The organism is Pseudoalteromonas sp. Xi13, from assembly GCF_003952205.1.
In the GTDB taxonomy this organism is placed as follows: domain Bacteria; phylum Pseudomonadota; class Gammaproteobacteria; order Enterobacterales; family Alteromonadaceae; genus Pseudoalteromonas; species Pseudoalteromonas atlantica.
The window spans coordinates 2,171,427-2,188,001 of record NZ_CP034439.1; the positions used below are offsets into that span (position 1 = coordinate 2,171,427).

A 16,575-nucleotide genomic window follows, 5' to 3' on the forward strand; every position below is an offset into this window, starting at 1 on the left:
AAGCCCATGTTAAGAATAAACCTAACATGGGCTTTTTATACACTGGCTTAATTAAAGCATGTTTAGTGCTTTTTTATAGCGCAAGCTCTTCTTTAGCAAGTGTTAAATTATGCGATACCATTGTACTGTTAGACATTTGCGCTGCCTCGTACAAATCAGCAATGGCTGCTGTGTCATTATTTGATTTTAAGCGCGCAACACCACGGTTGCTTAACGCGAATGACGTAAGTTGGCGTACTTTAGATTTAGGGCCGTCTGCATCTTTTAAAAGTGCAATTGCTTTTGTACAAATTGCTTCAGCCTCGGCATAGTTTTTTGACTTAACATTAAGTGCGCAACTATTAAATGACTGCTCAATTGGCTGCGGTGCAGTCGCTTGTTCGATAACCATTAATTTGTAGTCACTTGTATCAGCCATTACAGCAGCTGAGCAAGTTAATAAAGAGCCAAGAGCGATGGTTTTAATAAGTGAGCTTTTCATGATTATATTCCTGTTGAGTAAGTCGTGCTTGTTGCCGACAATTCAACTTTAGAGAATTAACACAAAACCGACAAACGATTAAAACAAAACCAATAAGTGAAGAAAATTAACTTATAGACTTTAGTCTAATACGCAACTATACCTACAGGGTTAATAAATCTTTAGTAGTACATTGGCTAAATAAACTCTTAAACCCGCATTAAGTTGCACCTAACGTGCAGTAAATATTGCTAATACACATAGCATGAATTAAGACATTATCGAGCACAAAAATTACAAAACTGTTTTGTAAAAACAACAATAATAACCTCTATTTATTAATGAATCAGTAAACTAAACTAGCCAAATGTTTACATTTTTGTATGTTAATTATGCTTATCAAATCAAAAAACGAAGATCTTGAAACATTTATCACTATTGCTAATACAGGTAGCTTTACAAGTGCAGCCAATCAGTTAGATACACAAGTCGCAAAAGTTTCTCGTGCCATTACACGGTTAGAGTGTGATTTAAAGGTCACTTTATTTAATCGAAGTACTCGGCGAATTGACTTAACTGAAGAAGGACAGCTGTTTTTAGAATATGTAACAGAAGGGTTGGACATAATTAGTAGAGGGGAAGAAGCTCTTAATAACTTACAAAGTAACCCCGCTGGTAAGTTGAGGGTCGATGCCGCAAGCCCATTTTTATATCACCAGCTTATTCCGTATATAGAAGATTTTCAACTAGCTTATCCTGGTATTACACTTGAGCTATTGTCTAATGAAAGTATTGTTGATCTCATCGAAAAAAAGACAGATATAGCGATTAGAATAGGAAAACTCAGTGATTCTAACCTGTACGCTAAAAAGCTCGGACTAAGTAAACTTCGTATTGTTGCAAGCCCTCGCTACTTGAACAAAAAAGGGGCCCCTACTTGTATTGATGATTTAAAAGAACACCAAATTATTGGCTTTGCAGATTCCCCAAAACTGAATAACTGGTTCTTAAAAGATACTATTAGTTTAAAACCTTCAATTACTGCCAGTAGTGGAGAAGCAATTAGGCAACTGTGTATAAATGGAAATGGTATAGCAGTGTTGTCAGATTTTATGGTTAAAAAAGATATTGAAAAACAAGTTTTAGTTGAAATACTGCCTAATTCTATTTTAAGCCCTAACCCCCGAGAAGATGTACATGCTGTTTATAATAAAAACTCAGTTCTCTCATCCAGAATCAGCGCTTTTATTGATTTTTTCTCTACAAAAATAAGCCTATAAAAAATGGGGCTTTGCCCCATTTTACTATTAAAAACTGTATTTAGCCGAAAACATTAATCGAGTCAGCTCTACATCAGACCCATTTTCTTGTTTATTGTTTGCATGCATTAACTCCACGCCAAAGGTTGTACTTACAGTCGGTGAATAAAGTAAATTTACATAACCAGAATAACTTGATTTATTAATCGCTTTATTAGAAATCATCGTTGGATTATCTGCCGTAATACCCGATAAAGTTAAACTAGAGCGTAGTTTCTCATTCCAAAAATGCCTATAAGCCATAAAACCAGACACCGTTCTAATGCGTTTGGTATCCCCTTCTGCGTTTAATGTTGCCGCATTAATGTAATTTAATGCTGCGTAGCGACCTAACCCTTCACCCGCTGTAATAGTAAATCGAAAGTCATCCATATTGCCTATGGGTAACTTACCGGCCAAACTCACCCCAAAACCGAATTCATCTGCTTTAATTTTGTCTTGGTTAACTTTAGAGTCCAAAGAAACTCTTCTAAGAACAGATGATAGGTTAAGTTGAGCATTATTTTCATTAAGAAAATTGTATCTCAATACAACATCAGGTAACCAGCCAGAGCCCGATGTTACCCTTGATTCAGTCTCTACACTCGTGAATGTGCTTTCAGGGTTTTCTAATGACACTTGAAACTTACCATTGGTATAACGTATTTGCCCTTGGCGTATAAATGGCGAGCCATCTGCTGCGCTAGAAAAATCTAAATTATCAGGCAAAACTGATGGATTTTGGAACGTTGACCAATTTTGCCCTATGGTCCATTTATCATAATTTAAATAAGCGAGCCTCAGACGTGGAGAGTAGCCATTATCAATTCTTTCACTTCCATCAAAGTGCGTCATAAAATCGAGCTCTATAAAGCCGCTGACTTTTACGCCATCAATATCATTCTGCGCTGCGATATTGAAACGACTTTCTCTAGCATGAAAATCTAGAACATTTTTACCATTGTTTGAATCACCTGAAATGGTGCCTGGAATATAAGATTGCCTAGAAATCGAATTAGTATCTGGCGCGCCATTACTATAATGACTAAGCATTAAATCTGCTTTTATATAACCACCAATCGTAATGTCTGTTTGGTTAAGTGATGACGCATAAGCATTTGATGTAACTAATGCAGTAAGTGTAGCTAACAGTGTTGGTTTGATTTTTAAATAGTTCATAAATACCGCGACAAAGAGACTTATTAAGTGACTTTGTCGTTAATAAGGACAGCGCTTAGGTTAAGCGCTGATAATTAATAAAAGGGGTGAATTGATTAATCGACGGTTGAAGCGTATTTACTCAACGTCATTTACATTGATTTTGTAAATAGTAAACGGAGGCTTACTCGCGTCTTTCCCTTGGTTTAAGCCCGGTAAATTATGAAGTTGGTTAGCTACTACATATAACCAACCATCTTGGCTTAAGGCAACGCCATCAGGCCACGAAAGCTTTTCATCTTGTACCACCACGTGATAGCCATCTTCTTTTACAACACCAATGGCGCTATTTTCAACGTCAGTGACGTAAACATCACCATGCGCATCAACAGTAAAGCCGTCTGTACGTGGTTTATTTCTATAAAATTCAATAAAGCCACTGAGTTGATCGTAGTTTAGTGAGTCATCAGCCAAGGCATCAGCCGGAATACGGTGAATAGTGGTGCCACCCATTGGGCCAAAATATACCCACTCTTGTTGAGGGTCGATAGCAATAGGGTTTAAGCCGTATTGATGATAAACAGCGTCACCTTTACTATCTGAATGAGCAACAATTCTGCCCTCTACAAAAATAGGTTTGCCATCTGATTGGAAAGACTCATGGTTTTCTAATGTGCGACGCACTTCACCTGTTTCTAGGTCCACGACTAAAATAGCGGGAGCTGGTGTAGTGCCCGTTTTTTTATCAAGTGTCATATCGGCCAAATAAGCACGATTACGTTTAGTATCTATAGCAATATCTTGAATAAACGAGTGTTTATCTACTACACCACTTGGAAAAACAATAGAACGATGTAGCTTATTGGCATACGTATCCCATCCTATTAATTTTGGTGTATGTAGCTTGTTGCCCATATCTAGTACCCACAAAATACCATTTGTATCGGCTTTTATACCTATAGTAGATGCGATGCCTTTACCATGCTCGCCCGCTTTTCCGGCCCATTCTAAATTTGGGTAGGGTTTGGTTGAGCCATCAGCCAGCACTTCTCGCACATGTATATCTGGGTTCACTAGTGCAGACATGGTCACTATTAATTTGCCATCTACAGTAAGTGTTGGGTTACCTGGGCGAGCGTCTTCAAATTTAGCAACTAACTCTAAATCAGCTGCCATTACAGATGCAGAGCTAAGTGAGGCTGAAACGATTGCAGCAATAGCAAGTACGTGTTTTTTCATTTTCATTGTATATCTCCTAAATTAATTATTTAGAAAGCTCTATAGTGAGCCCTCTTTTTTAAAGCAGGGAGATTATGTAAGGGTTTCTAAATGTTAAAAACGCTATTGCTGTTAAATCTATTTTGTTAAAAATGAAATAATAAAATTAAACCAATTCTTACTTATAGTGATTGAACAAGCTTTAATTAGGTGTATTCACTATTATTTTAATATGCTCGTTAATTGCAAAAAGTGAAAAAGAGTTTTGTGCTTTCAACTATCAATTATTCACGTTGTTTTAAATATAGTAGGTCACGTCATAGCAAATATGCTTTGCACCTCTAAAATTAAATACAAGGTAATAGCAATATGAAAGCACATAAAAAATTGAAAATAGCCACTGCTCTAAGTGCAGTACTTACACTTTCTGCTGGTGTTAACGCGGCCGATCAAGTACCTACCTCAAAGTGGGGGGCTGATGATGAAATTGGCGCAATGAATTACATTACTCCAAGCTCAGTATTAACGGCATCAAAATTGATAAAGCAAGGTAAAGTGTATGGTTTAGGTATGGCGGTAAATAAAGATACCCCAGCGTTTCGTCACCGTTACTTTGAAGTTCATACGTCGCAGCCTGAACCTAAAACGTTTGGTACAAATAAATTTACTTATGTTGATGACCAAATTATTGGCTGGACCGGTGTAGGCTCTCAAATTAATGGCCTGGCGCACTATGGTCGCGACAACGTTCATTATAATGGCCATAAAGTATCTGATTTTATGACTGTAACAGGCGTTAAAAAACTCGGCCTAGAGAAGGTCCCACCAATGGTTTCTCGTGGTGTATTATTAGATATGCGACCTTATTTTAACCAAGATATTGTGAGCGAAGGCACCACCTTTAATAAAAAAGAAATTGACGCAGTAGCCAAACAGCAAGGCGTAGATATTCAAAAAGGCGATGTTGTTTTATTTTGCACCGGCTGGTCTGACTTAATGGGTAAAGATAACGAACGTTACCTTGCAGGCGGCCCAGGTATTGGCGTTGAAGGCGGTAAGTACCTTGCCGAAAAAGGCGTTATTGCAGTGGGGGCCGATAACTGGTCATCTGAAGCAGTTCCGCATGAAGACCCTAGCCTTTCATTTCCTGTAAACCAAATGATGGCCACTAATTACGGCGTGCACGTGCTTGAAAACATTTTGTGTGACGACCTAGCAAAAGATCAAGCATGGGAGTTTATGTTCGTTCTTGGCCACCCTCTATACGAAGGCTCTACTCAGGTGCAAATTAACCCTGTCGCTATTTTGTAAAACCCATTTAGACATAGTTATTTAACGGCAAACGAAGTGCAACCACACCTTGTTTGCCGTTTTTTTGTGGCTTCCCTCCCTTTATACTAGCCAACACACCATACTCTGAACCCGCATAAAACCTGCCGTTTTAACAGCTTTATTAAACCCACTACTGGTCCCCTTATTTTATTAAAAATAACAAGCCAACATTTTTACTTTTGCATTTTTAACAAAATTGTTTTGAGAAATACGCTGTGTTTCTTCTCCTTAAATTAGATGAAAATTACCCCACATTAATTATTTGAGGAACTACAAATGCCTTTAGCATTATTGGCGCTTACACTAAGCGCATTCGCTATAGGAACAACTGAGTTTGTAATTGTTGGTCTAGTACCAACTATTGCAGCAGACTTAGGTGTTTCACTACCATCAGCAGGCTTATTAGTCAGCTTATATGCACTCGGTGTAGCTATTGGTGCGCCAGTGCTAACAGCATTAACGGGTCGTTGGAATCGTAAATCTGTTTTATTGGTTTTAATGGCTTTATTTGTCGCAGGTAACCTACTTGCTTGGCAAGCCCCAAGTTATGAAACCTTGATAGTGGCTCGAATCCTAACAGGGTTGGCTCATGGCGTGTTTTTCTCTATTGGTTCAACCATTGCAACGAGCTTAGTTGCCAAAGAAAAAGAAGCCAGCGCAATCGCAATCATGTTTACGGGCTTAACCGTAGCCTTAGTGACCGGTGTACCTTTAGGTACGTGGATTGGGCAAGAGCTGGGCTGGAGAGCAACATTTTTAATCGTTTCTATATTGGGCTTAATCGCACTTATTGGTAGCGCAATTCTTGTACCATCAAACTTAAAAAAAGCGGTACCCGCAAAAATCTCAGAGCAACTAAAAGTGCTAACACAACCTAGATTACTTTTAGTGTACGCCATTACAGCTGTCGGCTACGGCGGCACGTTTGTGGCCTTTACCTATTTAGCCCCAATTTTAGAGCAGGTTTCTGGTTTTGAATCCAGTTCTATTGGCTTAATTATGCTTGTTTACGGAATTTCAGTAGCAATAGGCAATATTTGGGGTGGAATACTAGCTGACCGCATGGGACCAGTAAAAGCGTTAACAGGTATTTTTAGCGCACTCGCTATCATTCTTTTTGTATTTACATTTACAGCTGGCAGTCAAATTGGCGCTGTTTTAACACTACTTATTTGGGGCGCCTTCGCTTTTGGTAACGTACCAGGTCTGCAAGTCTATGTTGTGCAGCTAGCACAAAAACATACGCCTAATGCTGTAGATGTTGCATCAGGTTTAAATATAGCGGCCTTTAATGTCGGTATTGCAATTGGCTCAATCATTGGCGGTGTTGTTGTAGAAGACATGGAGTTAATGGACACCCCTTGGGTGGGCGCATCAATTGTTATATTTGCCATTTTATTAACACGACTATCGGGTTTTCTAGATTCACGCGAACAAGTGAAAGCTATTTAAATTTAATCCCGAATTTTTTCTTCGAAAGAGACTGATTATGACTATTGATAAATTAAAAAACTTGGGCTTTTCAATTGGTGTTGAACTGCCACTAGACAATGACTGGTCAAGAGATGGCCAAAAAAAACGTATTAAAGAAGGCAAGCCTTTTGGTGTGCCTGATATGTCACAGCATAAAGAGCGCATTATATTAGCTGATGAGCTTGGCTTTAGTACTGCATGGGTAAGAGACGTGCCACTGTACGACCCTAACTTTGGCGATGCTGCACAAGTATTTGAAGCGTTTACATACTTAGGCTACTTAGCGGGTATTACAAACAATATTTTACTAGGTACTGCGGCTGTTGTTCTGCCATTAAGACAGCCTTGGCTTGTGAAAAAATCAGCGAACACAGTGGCTGAGCTAAGCAACAACCGCTTAATTTTAGGTGTAGCAAGTGGTGATAGACCCTCAGAATATCCTTTATTTAATGTTGATTACGCCGCTCGTGGCCAGCTTTTTAGAGAAGCTATTGAGGTATTAAAGGATGAGTCTGACTCTAAATTACAACCAGGGCAAAAAATATACCCTCAAGTAGCGCAATACCCTATTTACGCCGCAGGCCTTGCACAACAATCGCCGCAATTTATAGGTGAAAACCTCGATGGATGGTTAGCGTATCCAGGTACACCTGACGATCATGTAAAACGTGTAGCTCTATGGCGAAGCGTTGCAGGTGACAAACCTTATGTAAGCTTTATTCATTTAGATTTTGTAGACAACCCAGACGCACCCATTGAAAGACACCACTTTGGGGTTAGAACCGGAGTCAATGGCTTAATAAAAGAGCTAAACAGTATGAAGGCTGCTGGCGTAGATCATATTGGCCTTCACTTTAGACGCAATGAAATAAATATCGAACAAAGCATGGAAGACATAGCAAAAAATGTCTTACCCGTTTTTCATAAATAAAGGACAACTAATGAACATAAATTTAAACACAATGCCAAAATTAGGTATGGGTACTTTTCGCTTAGAAGACGAAGTGGCTTACAACTCTGTAAAAATGGCGTTAGAAGTTGGGTATAAGCATATAGATACTGCACAAATTTATGGCAACGAAGCGCAAGTAGGCCAAGCTATTAGCGACAGCGGCATACCTAGAGCCGATATTTTTATTACTACAAAAGTATGGAATGCTAACTTAAATAAAGCATCATTCATTGATAGTGTTAAAGAAAGCCTAAGTAAACTGCAAACTGATTATGTAGATTTGTTATTGATACACTGGCCATCTCCAGAGAACGATGAACCGATGGAAGAATATTTAGGTGAGCTAGTTAAAGCTAAAGAGCTAGGCCTTGCTAAAAATATTGGCGTATCAAATTTCACTATTGATTTGCTTAAACAGGCTATGGCTATTTTGCCTAACGGTGAAATTTTTACTAACCAAGTAGAAGTACACCCTTACTTAACAAACGAGTCATTACGCGAGTTTTGCAGTGAAAATAACATTCATGTGACAGGTTATATGCCATTTGCTGTTGGTAAAGTTCTCAAAGATGAAACCATTATTGATATTGCCAAGAGTCATAATAAGGCGCCTTCTGAGGTTGTTATTGCGTGGGCACTTGCGAATGGATTAACAACGATTCCTTCATCAACTAAAAGAAGTAATCTGATTACAAATTTAGCTGGCCCTGATTTAACACTTAGTGCTAAAGAAATAGCCGCGATTGATCAATTAAATAAAAACGATCGCCAAGCATCACCTGACTTTTCTCCACAGTGGGATAACTAAAATGAACAGCTGCGATTTAGCGTGGCAGTTTGAAGAGGCAGGCTCACCCCTGCTTCTATCTTCAATTGCGCCACCTTTAAACATAAACGAAAATGAAATTGTTGTTTTAAATAAAGCAATGGGTATAAACCCTGTTGATTGGAAATTTATAAAAGCCAATCCCCTAGCTTGGCCGCCCGGTTTTACACCCGGTGTGGATGGCGCAGGAATTGTTATTCAAACAGGCGCAAGCGTACCTAAAGAGTTTATAGGCAGCTCGGTTTGTTATCATCAATCGCTGCTTTTACCTGGCAGTTTTGCAACATACACAGTGTTAAAATTTCAACGAGTAATGAGACTCCCACAAAACTTTTCTTTATCTATGGCTGCAAGCTTACCGTGCCCCATGCTCACAGCAATACAGGCATTTAATAAAGTGCCAAGCATGCAAAATAAAAAGGTGTTGGTTTCTGGCTTTGGTGCAGTCACCAAAATCCTTATACAGCTGCTTCATAAAAATGGCGTTAAAATCGATTTACTCAGCCCAAGTGCGAATAAAACAGAGGCCTTATCACTTGGTGTAAATAAAGTGCTGGGGGAGCAAAGCCAATGCCAGCAACAATACCACGCCGTATTTGATGCTAAAGGCCAGCAGAGTGCTACTAAACTTGCAAGCTACCTCAAAGCTAACGGCCACTTAGTCTGTATTCAAGATAGAATTGAGGAACCGCTGTTTCCTGCATTTACCAACTCAATCTCTTATCATGAAGTTGCTTTTGGCGCGTTGCACAACTATGGCGATGAGCAAGGCTGGGTTGAACTCATAAAAGAGGGCGAGGCATTAATAAACCAGTTAGATAACCAAACCCTAATCACTGATCCACCTAAAGTATTTTCATTTGAAAAACTTAATGAGGCACTTATTTTTAGTGAGCAATCAAAAGCTAAAACCGTAGTTACTGGCAGTGGAACTTAATACTAACACTACACAGAAAATCACCAGCCTATCATGGGGCGGGTGATTTGGCTCTGTCATAAGCTGTGATATCAAATTGAACTGCTGCACTCTAGCTGGACACCTTATCTTAGAAAGTTTTCATACTCTATGGGTAACTGATCCTTATAAGCAGAGCAACTTTTAATAAGCAATCATATTTAAAGCTGCCATAAAACCTTTAACAACTGTGTTAAGCGAACGTGCCCCATTTGCTAAAATAAAATTGCGTTAACAGCTTATGATATTCCTTACTCATACTGAGAACCCTAACGAGATGAAATTAAAACCAATCATTTAGAATTGGAACAATCTATTTTCTGACTTGATTTGTGTATAAGGTTTAGTTTTTTATGTCAGGTACTTTTTATCTAACCACTTTACTGCAATACCCGTCATTGTATCGCATAAGCTTAAGCTCTAGCCGTGGATCTTATTCCAAAGTTCCGCGAACACATTTATCACCCAAAACTATAAACTCCCTCGCCCATATGCCATAATCTAAATAATTCATTATTTTAGTAACTTGGCGTGTATTTAAGCGTTTTTAAGTTAACTACTCAGGGTTTTCAGCATGGCATATCAAGAGCAAAATCAAGCAACAATCTACTGGCACGATTATGAAACCTGGGGGGCGAGCCCTCAAAAAGATAAGCCGAGCCAGTTTGCGGGAATTCGTACCGATCTTGATTTAAATATAATTGGCGAGCCGCTTATTGAATATTGTAAGCCGCAAGCGGATTACTTGCCTCACCCTGAGGCATGTTTAATTACGGGTATTACGCCACAAGTGGCGATGCAAAAAGGTTTGGTTGAGGCTGAGTTTATAGCCAAAATTCACGCTGAATTTAGTGCGCCAAACACCTGTGTTGCTGGTTATAACAGTATTCGCTTTGATGACGAAGTAAGCCGTTATAGCTTTTATCGTAACTTTTACGACCCGTACGAGCGCGAATATAAAAACAATAACAGCCGCTGGGATATTATTGATTTAGTACGTGCGTGTTATGCGCTGCGCCCAGAGGGTATTGAATGGCCGTTAAAAGAAGACGGCAGCCCGAGCTTTAAGCTTGAACATTTAACGGTAGCTAATGGCATTGAACACGCCGCTGCGCACGATGCACTAAGCGATGTAACCGCCACTATTGCACTGGCTAAACTTATAAAAGAAAAACAACCAAAGCTTTATAACTTCTTTTTTGGGCTGCGTAATAAAAAAGCACTTGGCGAGTTAGTTGATGTATTTAACATGACGCCGCTGGTACACACATCATCGCGTGTTCCTGCAACGCAGGGCTGTACTACGTGGGTGGCGCCTATGAGCTTTCATCCGGTAAATAAAAACGCGGTTATTTGTTTTGATTTAACCCAAAGCCCGCAAGTATTGCTTGATTTAAACGTAGAAGAGTTACGTAAACGTTTATACACCAAACGTGTAGATTTAGCCGAGGGTGACTTACCCGTTGGTTTAAAACTGGTGCATTTAAACAAGTGCCCTATTTTAGCGCCTGCTAAAACGTTATTACCTGAAAATGCAGCCCGTTTAGGCATTGACCGCGAGCAATGCCTCGCTAATTTAGCTATTTTAAAAGCCAATACCGAGCTTCGCGATAAAGTAACCGAAGTGTTTAATGAAAAAGGCGATTACAGCGCAACCACTAACGTTGATTACTTACTTTACGATGGCTTTACAAGCCATGCCGACAAAGCTAAATTTGCGATTATTCGCGATGCTAAACCAGACGAGCTAGCGGGCTTAAATTTAGATTTTGAAGATAAAAAGTTCAATACATTACTGTTTAGATACCGCGCGCGAAACTGGCCTGAAACGCTCAACCAGCAAGAGCTTGACCAATGGCGTCAGTATTGCCAAAACAAGTTAATGCACGGAGAAGATCAACCCTCAATTAGTGCACAAGATTTTATGATCACCCTTGAAAACTTGGCCCATGAGCACGACGACAGCGAAAAAAACCTAACCATTTTAAAGGCTTTGTATAACTACGCGCAAAGCATGTAATTTAGTTTAAGTTTGTGTAGAACACTTTTAAAACGCGACACTTTAGCAATAAAGTGTCGCGTTTTTTGTTTTATATAACTTTACTACTACAATCAAAGCCAAAATTTTTTGCACAAAGAGAAACGAATGAGAAGTAAATGAGAAAACATAAAGGCCAACAACAATCTTTTTAGAACTATCACTGCCTCTAAAAGCAAAGCGCCTCTTATCCTCTTTGTGAATAAATTACTTTACGGGCTTTGCCCGTCACGTAAGCAAGCTTCGCATCTACAAGTAAAACCCATATCTACACCAGCGTGGTAGAGGTAGAGCTTGCTCACGTGAAAAGCGCAGCTTTTAAATGCTTAAATAAAACACGACTCACAAAGAGAAGCGAATGAGGAGTAAATGAGAGGGCAAAAAAAATAAACCTTTTTAGATCTATCTATTCCTCTAAAGCGCAGCGCCTCTTATCCTCTTTGTGAATAAATCACTTTACGGGCTTTGCCCGTCACGCAAGCTGCGCATCTACAGCGGTATACTCAAAAAGTTATTTTTTGTGCAGTGCTTCAATGCGTGCTAGTAAGCTTGATGTATCGTATCGGCCGCCACCAAGCGCTTGTACGTCGGCGTAATATTGATCAACCGTTGCAGTCATCGGTAACGTAGCGCCGTTGTTTTTAGCTTCATCAAGCGCGATGCCTAAATCTTTGCGCATCCAATCTACGGCAAAACCAAACTCGTACTCACCTGCCCACATTGTTTTGTAGCGGTTTTCCATTTGCCACGAACCCGCAGCCCCTTTTGAAATGGTTTCAATTACCTTTTCACCATCAAGCCCTGCTTGTTTAGCAAAGTGTAAGCCCTCGGCTAAGCCTTGCACTACGCCGGCAATACAAATTTGATTAACCATTTTACATAACTGCCCTGCGCCCACATCGCCTAATAACTGGCTAAAACGGCTATATGCTGCCATTACGGGTTGCACTTTAGTGAAAACAGCTTCGTTACCGCCAGCCATGACTGTAAGCACGCCGTTTTCAGCACCTGCTTGTCCGCCTGATACGGGCGCGTCTATAAAATCGATACTTTGCAAGGCTGCTTTTTCTGCTACTTCACGGGCTACTTCGGCCGATGTCGTTGTATGGTCAACCAAAATGCTATTAACGGCCATCCCCGCTAAAACACCATTTTCACCATAAACAACCGCACGTAAGTCATCATCATTACCTACACACATAAATACAATATCAGCATTATTAGCAGCTTCTCGCGGCGTGGTAGCAAAACCTCCTGCATACTCATCTACCCAGCTTTGCGCCTTTGCTTGAGTGCGGTTATATACACACACATTAAAGCCCGCTTTTGCTAAATGCCCTGCCATTGGGTAACCCATTACCCCTAAACCTATAAATGCAACATTGATTGACATAAAAGTGCCTTATTTTCCTGCTAACTTAGAAACTATGCCCGATTATGTCAATCGGCTGCTTAAAAAGCGAATTAAGTCTTTATAAATTTCCAACGTAAGGAAATAAGTAGGTAACCATGGATAGTATTTATCAATTTAGTGCCCCTTTATACAACAGCGAAAGCTTTGCGCTTAGCCAGCTAAAAGGCAAAACAGTACTTATTGTTAATACAGCAAGTAAGTGTAATTTTTCGGTGCAATTAAGTTCGCTAGAAAAGCTCTATCAAGAATATAAAAATAGCGGTTTCACTATTTTAGCGTTTCCGTGTCATCAATTTGGCCAAAACGAGCCGCTTGATAACCTCGCAATTAAAGACTTTTATCAAGGACAATTTGACGTGTCGTTCAAAGTGTTTGGTAAGGTAATGGTAAATGGGCCCGAGGCGCATCCGCTGTTTAATTACTTAAAGTCGCATACCCGTGGTATTTCGCAAAACCGCGCAGTAAAGTGGAACTTCACCAAGTTTTTAATTAACCCACAAGGTCAGCTCGTTGCACGTTATGCGCCGCGCACCAAGCCCGAAACGCTTAAACAGGTCATTGAGGCAAACTTACCTAGCGCACTAAACGCTAATAACTTAAATAACGCAAAAATAATACCCAACTTTAATGCATTAAAAGGCGCTTAATTATTCTAAATCAATAAACGGGTGGTTACTCAAGCATGCTTTATTAAACTAGTTTAAGGTTACGTATAATACCAATCAGCAATAATACTTAATCATTTTTAGGGGCTAAACGTGTCGCTCTCTGCGTTAAAAAACTCTCATTTACGACTGCATGGATGCAGAAGGTAGAGCAATGCAGGAGCAATTGCCGAGAACAACTAAATAGCGAATTTTTTGCCTTACTATCAACGCGTTTTTCCATCCTCAAAATAGATCACTTGATTATACGGATTGCTATAACAGCTAGGCTTTGGAGTAAATAACATGAACATTGCTTTTTTTAGTACGCAAAAATACGAGCAGCCTTTTTTTGAGCGCAGTATTAGCAAACACCCTCAAATAGAGATTTGTTACTTTGAGCAAGCACTGAACGAGCAAACAGCCCTGCTTGCTAAAGGGTTTGATGCTGTGTGTGTATTTGTAAACGACACAGTTAACGCCCTCGTTATTGAGCACCTTGCTGAGCAAGGAATTAATACTATTTTACTTCGCTGCGCAGGGTTTAATAATGTTGATTTAGTAGCCGCCAAAGCACACAACATTAAGGTATTACGAGTACCCGCATACAGCCCAGAAGCCGTAGCTGAGCACTGTGTTGCACTTATGCTTACCCTTAGCCGTAAAACACATAAAGCCTATAACCGCGTACGCGAAGACAACTTTGATTTAAACGGTTTATTAGGCTTTAACTTACACAACAAAACAGTTGGCATTATAGGCTGTGGTAAAATTGGCCTTGCCCTTTGTAATATTTTAAATGGCTTTGGCGCGGATGTTTTAGTGTGCGACCCTTATGCAACACCTGGCAATTACACCATCACCGATTTAGATTCGCTGCTTACTCAAAGCGATATAATTTCACTGCACTGCCCACTGAATGAGCAAACACACCATTTAATAAACGCCGATGCATTTAATAAAATGAAACCTGGGGTAATGCTAATTAACACTTCGCGCGGTGCGCTACTTAATAGCAAAGCGTGTATAAATGCGCTTAAAACTAAAAAGCTAGGGTATTTAGGGCTTGATGTGTACGAGCAGGAGTCAGAGCTATTTTTTAAAAACCACAGCGACGAGATAAACCAAGACGATATATTCTCGCGCTTAGTTAGTTTTAAAAACGTATTAATAACTGGCCACCAAGGCTTTTTTACTCAAGAAGCCCTTAGCGAGATTGCCAATACCACCATACAAAACGCAATAGAAATTAATGAACAGAGACCTTTAACCAATGAGGTTTTATAAAGCCGCGGCCCATTAATTTAGCTTTACCCGTTTTGCTATTCACATAACGGGTAAAGCTTAAAATACTTTAGCCAAACGCAACGTTTGCAAAAACAAGAGTCATTAATACTGGGCACACAAAACGAATGTATTGAGCAAACCAGTAATGCGTGCCGGTGCTGGCTTTATGAAGCTTATTACCGCGTTTCCACATCCAACCTGCGGTTATGAAATAAAATAGCCCCATAAGTGGAAGTTGGTACTGAGTAAATAGCATGATTACTAAACCAAATAACCACTCAAAGTTTAATATTATTGCACTAGCGCATATTAACACCACTAGGCTAACGGCCCACGTTGCTTTAGTACGATCTACGCGGTGGTTTTCTACTAAAAACGCTACCGGTATTTCTGTGGTAGAAATAGTAGATGTAACCGATGCAATCGACATAAGTACAAAAAACAGTAACCCAATTAGTAAGCCAATTTCGCCCATGGTACTAAAAAGCTCTGGCAAAATAGCAAATATAAGCTGCCCTTCACCTATAAGTTTTCCGCCGCTAAACACCTCTACCCCGTTATGCTGCGCTACATAAATTGCAGGCACTATCAGTAAACCTGCTAAAAATGCCACGCTGGTATCAAGTAGTGCAACGCTTGCAGTTAGTTTTGGCAGGTTTGCATCTGGCTGCAGGTACGAGCCATAAATCATCATGCAGCCAACCCCTAATGAGAGCGAGAAAAAAGCCTGCCCCATTGCAGCAATGATTAAATTTGGGTCAAGCACTTGGCTAAAATTAGGAATTAAATAAGCAGCAAACCCTTCGCTGGCGCCTTCTAAACTGGCTATATAAAAAATTAAGCCAATTAGTAGCACCAATAACAATGGCATTAAACGGCGTGACCAGGTTTCAATCCCAGATTTAACCCCTTTTAAAATAATACTGGCGGTTAAAATAAGCATAAGCGGCGTAAATATAAAATTACGCACCATAGAGTCGCTGTGTAAAAATTCGCTTGCGGCGGTAAAACCAAAAAATGTAGTAATAGGCTCTATGGCGTAAGAGAGCATCCACCCAGCTACAATGGAATAAAAGCTAAGCATAACCACAGCGCCCGCAAGGCCAATATATCCTGCGGCAGCACCTACTTTTTTGTTGGTATTTTGCCACGCATTACCCAATGCTTTTACTGGGTTTGCTTGCGCTTGGTGGCCTAAATAAAGTTCGGTATAAAGCGCAGGTAGCGCAAGTAAAAATATAACTACAAAGTAAACCAATAAAAATGCACCGCCACCATGGTTGGCCGCCTGCGTAGGAAAACCCCAAATATTACCTAAACCCACTGCTGCGCCTGCAGCGGCTAAAACAAAACCAAAACGGCTTTGAAATCCATCACGCACTTGTGCCATACATCTACAAATTCTGTTATTCTTTGATTATTGTGAATTAAACCATATTTAATGCCAACTGAGTAATAAAATTGCTTTTGGCATAAATAAGCGCTGTTAACCGCTCATAATTACAGCACTCACTTATTTT

Annotated in this window: 14 protein-coding genes; 9 read left to right on the forward strand and 5 right to left on the reverse strand. The window is 39.8% G+C overall.

Going from position 1 to position 16,575, the window contains the following annotated elements; all coding sequences use genetic code 11:
* Positions 1–73: 73 nt before the first annotated feature.
* On the reverse strand, positions 74–481 hold the full coding sequence (locus EJ103_RS09750) for a hypothetical protein (RefSeq protein WP_126007421.1): 408 nt from the start codon (positions 479–481) through the stop codon (positions 74–76).
* Between the two features lie 371 nt (positions 482–852).
* Between EJ103_RS09750 and EJ103_RS09755 the strand changes: the two genes are divergently transcribed.
* On the forward strand, positions 853–1,740 hold the full coding sequence (locus EJ103_RS09755) for a LysR family transcriptional regulator (protein WP_126007423.1): 888 nt from the start codon (positions 853–855) through the stop codon (positions 1,738–1,740).
* Between the two features lie 27 nt (positions 1,741–1,767).
* Here EJ103_RS09755 and EJ103_RS09760 read toward each other — a convergent pair whose 3' ends face one another.
* Both EJ103_RS09760 and EJ103_RS09765 read right to left on the reverse strand, forming a co-directional pair.
* The gene (locus EJ103_RS09760) at positions 1,768–2,937 is read right to left on the reverse strand and encodes a DcaP family trimeric outer membrane transporter (RefSeq protein ID WP_126007425.1); all 1,170 of its coding nucleotides are present in this window, start codon (positions 2,935–2,937) and stop codon (positions 1,768–1,770) included.
* Positions 2,938–3,054: 117 nt separating this feature from the next.
* Positions 3,055–4,161, reverse strand: coding sequence for an L-dopachrome tautomerase-related protein (locus tag EJ103_RS09765; RefSeq protein WP_126007427.1), 1,107 nt, complete (start codon positions 4,159–4,161; stop codon positions 3,055–3,057).
* Between the two features lie 342 nt (positions 4,162–4,503).
* On the opposite strand from EJ103_RS09765, the gene EJ103_RS09770 reads away from it, so the two are divergent.
* The 6 genes from EJ103_RS09770 (at position 4,504) to sbcB (ending at position 11,692) form a co-directional block, all read left to right on the forward strand.
* Complete coding sequence (locus EJ103_RS09770; RefSeq protein WP_016899548.1) at positions 4,504–5,445, forward strand: cyclase family protein; 942 nt, start codon at positions 4,504–4,506, stop codon at positions 5,443–5,445.
* A 297-nt stretch (positions 5,446–5,742) separates the two neighbouring features.
* Positions 5,743–6,918 (forward strand): MFS transporter, encoded by a 1,176-nt coding sequence (locus EJ103_RS09775; protein WP_126007428.1) that lies wholly within the window; start codon positions 5,743–5,745, stop codon positions 6,916–6,918.
* Positions 6,919–6,955: 37 nt separating this feature from the next.
* Entirely contained in the window at positions 6,956–7,870 is a 915-nt protein-coding gene (locus EJ103_RS09780; RefSeq protein ID WP_126007430.1) for a TIGR03571 family LLM class oxidoreductase, read from the forward strand.
* 10 nt (positions 7,871–7,880) lie between these two features.
* Complete coding sequence (gene dkgB / locus EJ103_RS09785) at positions 7,881–8,699, forward strand: 2,5-didehydrogluconate reductase DkgB (RefSeq protein WP_126007432.1); 819 nt, start codon at positions 7,881–7,883, stop codon at positions 8,697–8,699.
* Position 8,700: 1 nt separating this feature from the next.
* Positions 8,701–9,654: an alcohol dehydrogenase catalytic domain-containing protein gene (locus EJ103_RS09790; RefSeq protein ID WP_126007434.1), complete on the forward strand. Its 954-nt coding sequence runs from the start codon at positions 8,701–8,703 to the stop codon at positions 9,652–9,654.
* Between the two features lie 592 nt (positions 9,655–10,246).
* Complete coding sequence (gene sbcB, locus EJ103_RS09795) at positions 10,247–11,692, forward strand: exodeoxyribonuclease I (RefSeq protein ID WP_126007436.1); 1,446 nt, start codon at positions 10,247–10,249, stop codon at positions 11,690–11,692.
* 529 nt (positions 11,693–12,221) lie between these two features.
* On the opposite strand, the gene EJ103_RS09800 is transcribed toward sbcB, so the two are convergent.
* Positions 12,222–13,103, reverse strand: a complete 882-nt coding sequence (locus tag EJ103_RS09800; protein WP_126007438.1) for an NAD(P)-dependent oxidoreductase — start codon at positions 13,101–13,103, stop codon at positions 12,222–12,224.
* A gap of 116 nt (positions 13,104–13,219) precedes the next feature.
* Between EJ103_RS09800 and EJ103_RS09805 the strand changes: the two genes are divergently transcribed.
* Together EJ103_RS09805 and EJ103_RS09810 are read left to right on the forward strand one after the other, a co-directional pair.
* Positions 13,220–13,771: a glutathione peroxidase gene (locus EJ103_RS09805; RefSeq protein ID WP_004587708.1), complete on the forward strand. Its 552-nt coding sequence runs from the start codon at positions 13,220–13,222 to the stop codon at positions 13,769–13,771.
* 303 nt (positions 13,772–14,074) lie between these two features.
* A complete protein-coding gene (locus EJ103_RS09810; RefSeq protein ID WP_126007440.1) occupies positions 14,075–15,055 on the forward strand; it encodes a 2-hydroxyacid dehydrogenase in 981 nt (326 codons plus the stop codon).
* 67 nt (positions 15,056–15,122) lie between these two features.
* Here the strand turns inward: EJ103_RS09810 and EJ103_RS09815 are convergent, their stop codons facing one another.
* A complete protein-coding gene (locus EJ103_RS09815) occupies positions 15,123–16,445 on the reverse strand; it encodes a sodium-dependent transporter (RefSeq protein WP_004587706.1) in 1,323 nt (440 codons plus the stop codon).
* Positions 16,446–16,575: the final 130 nt, after the last annotated feature.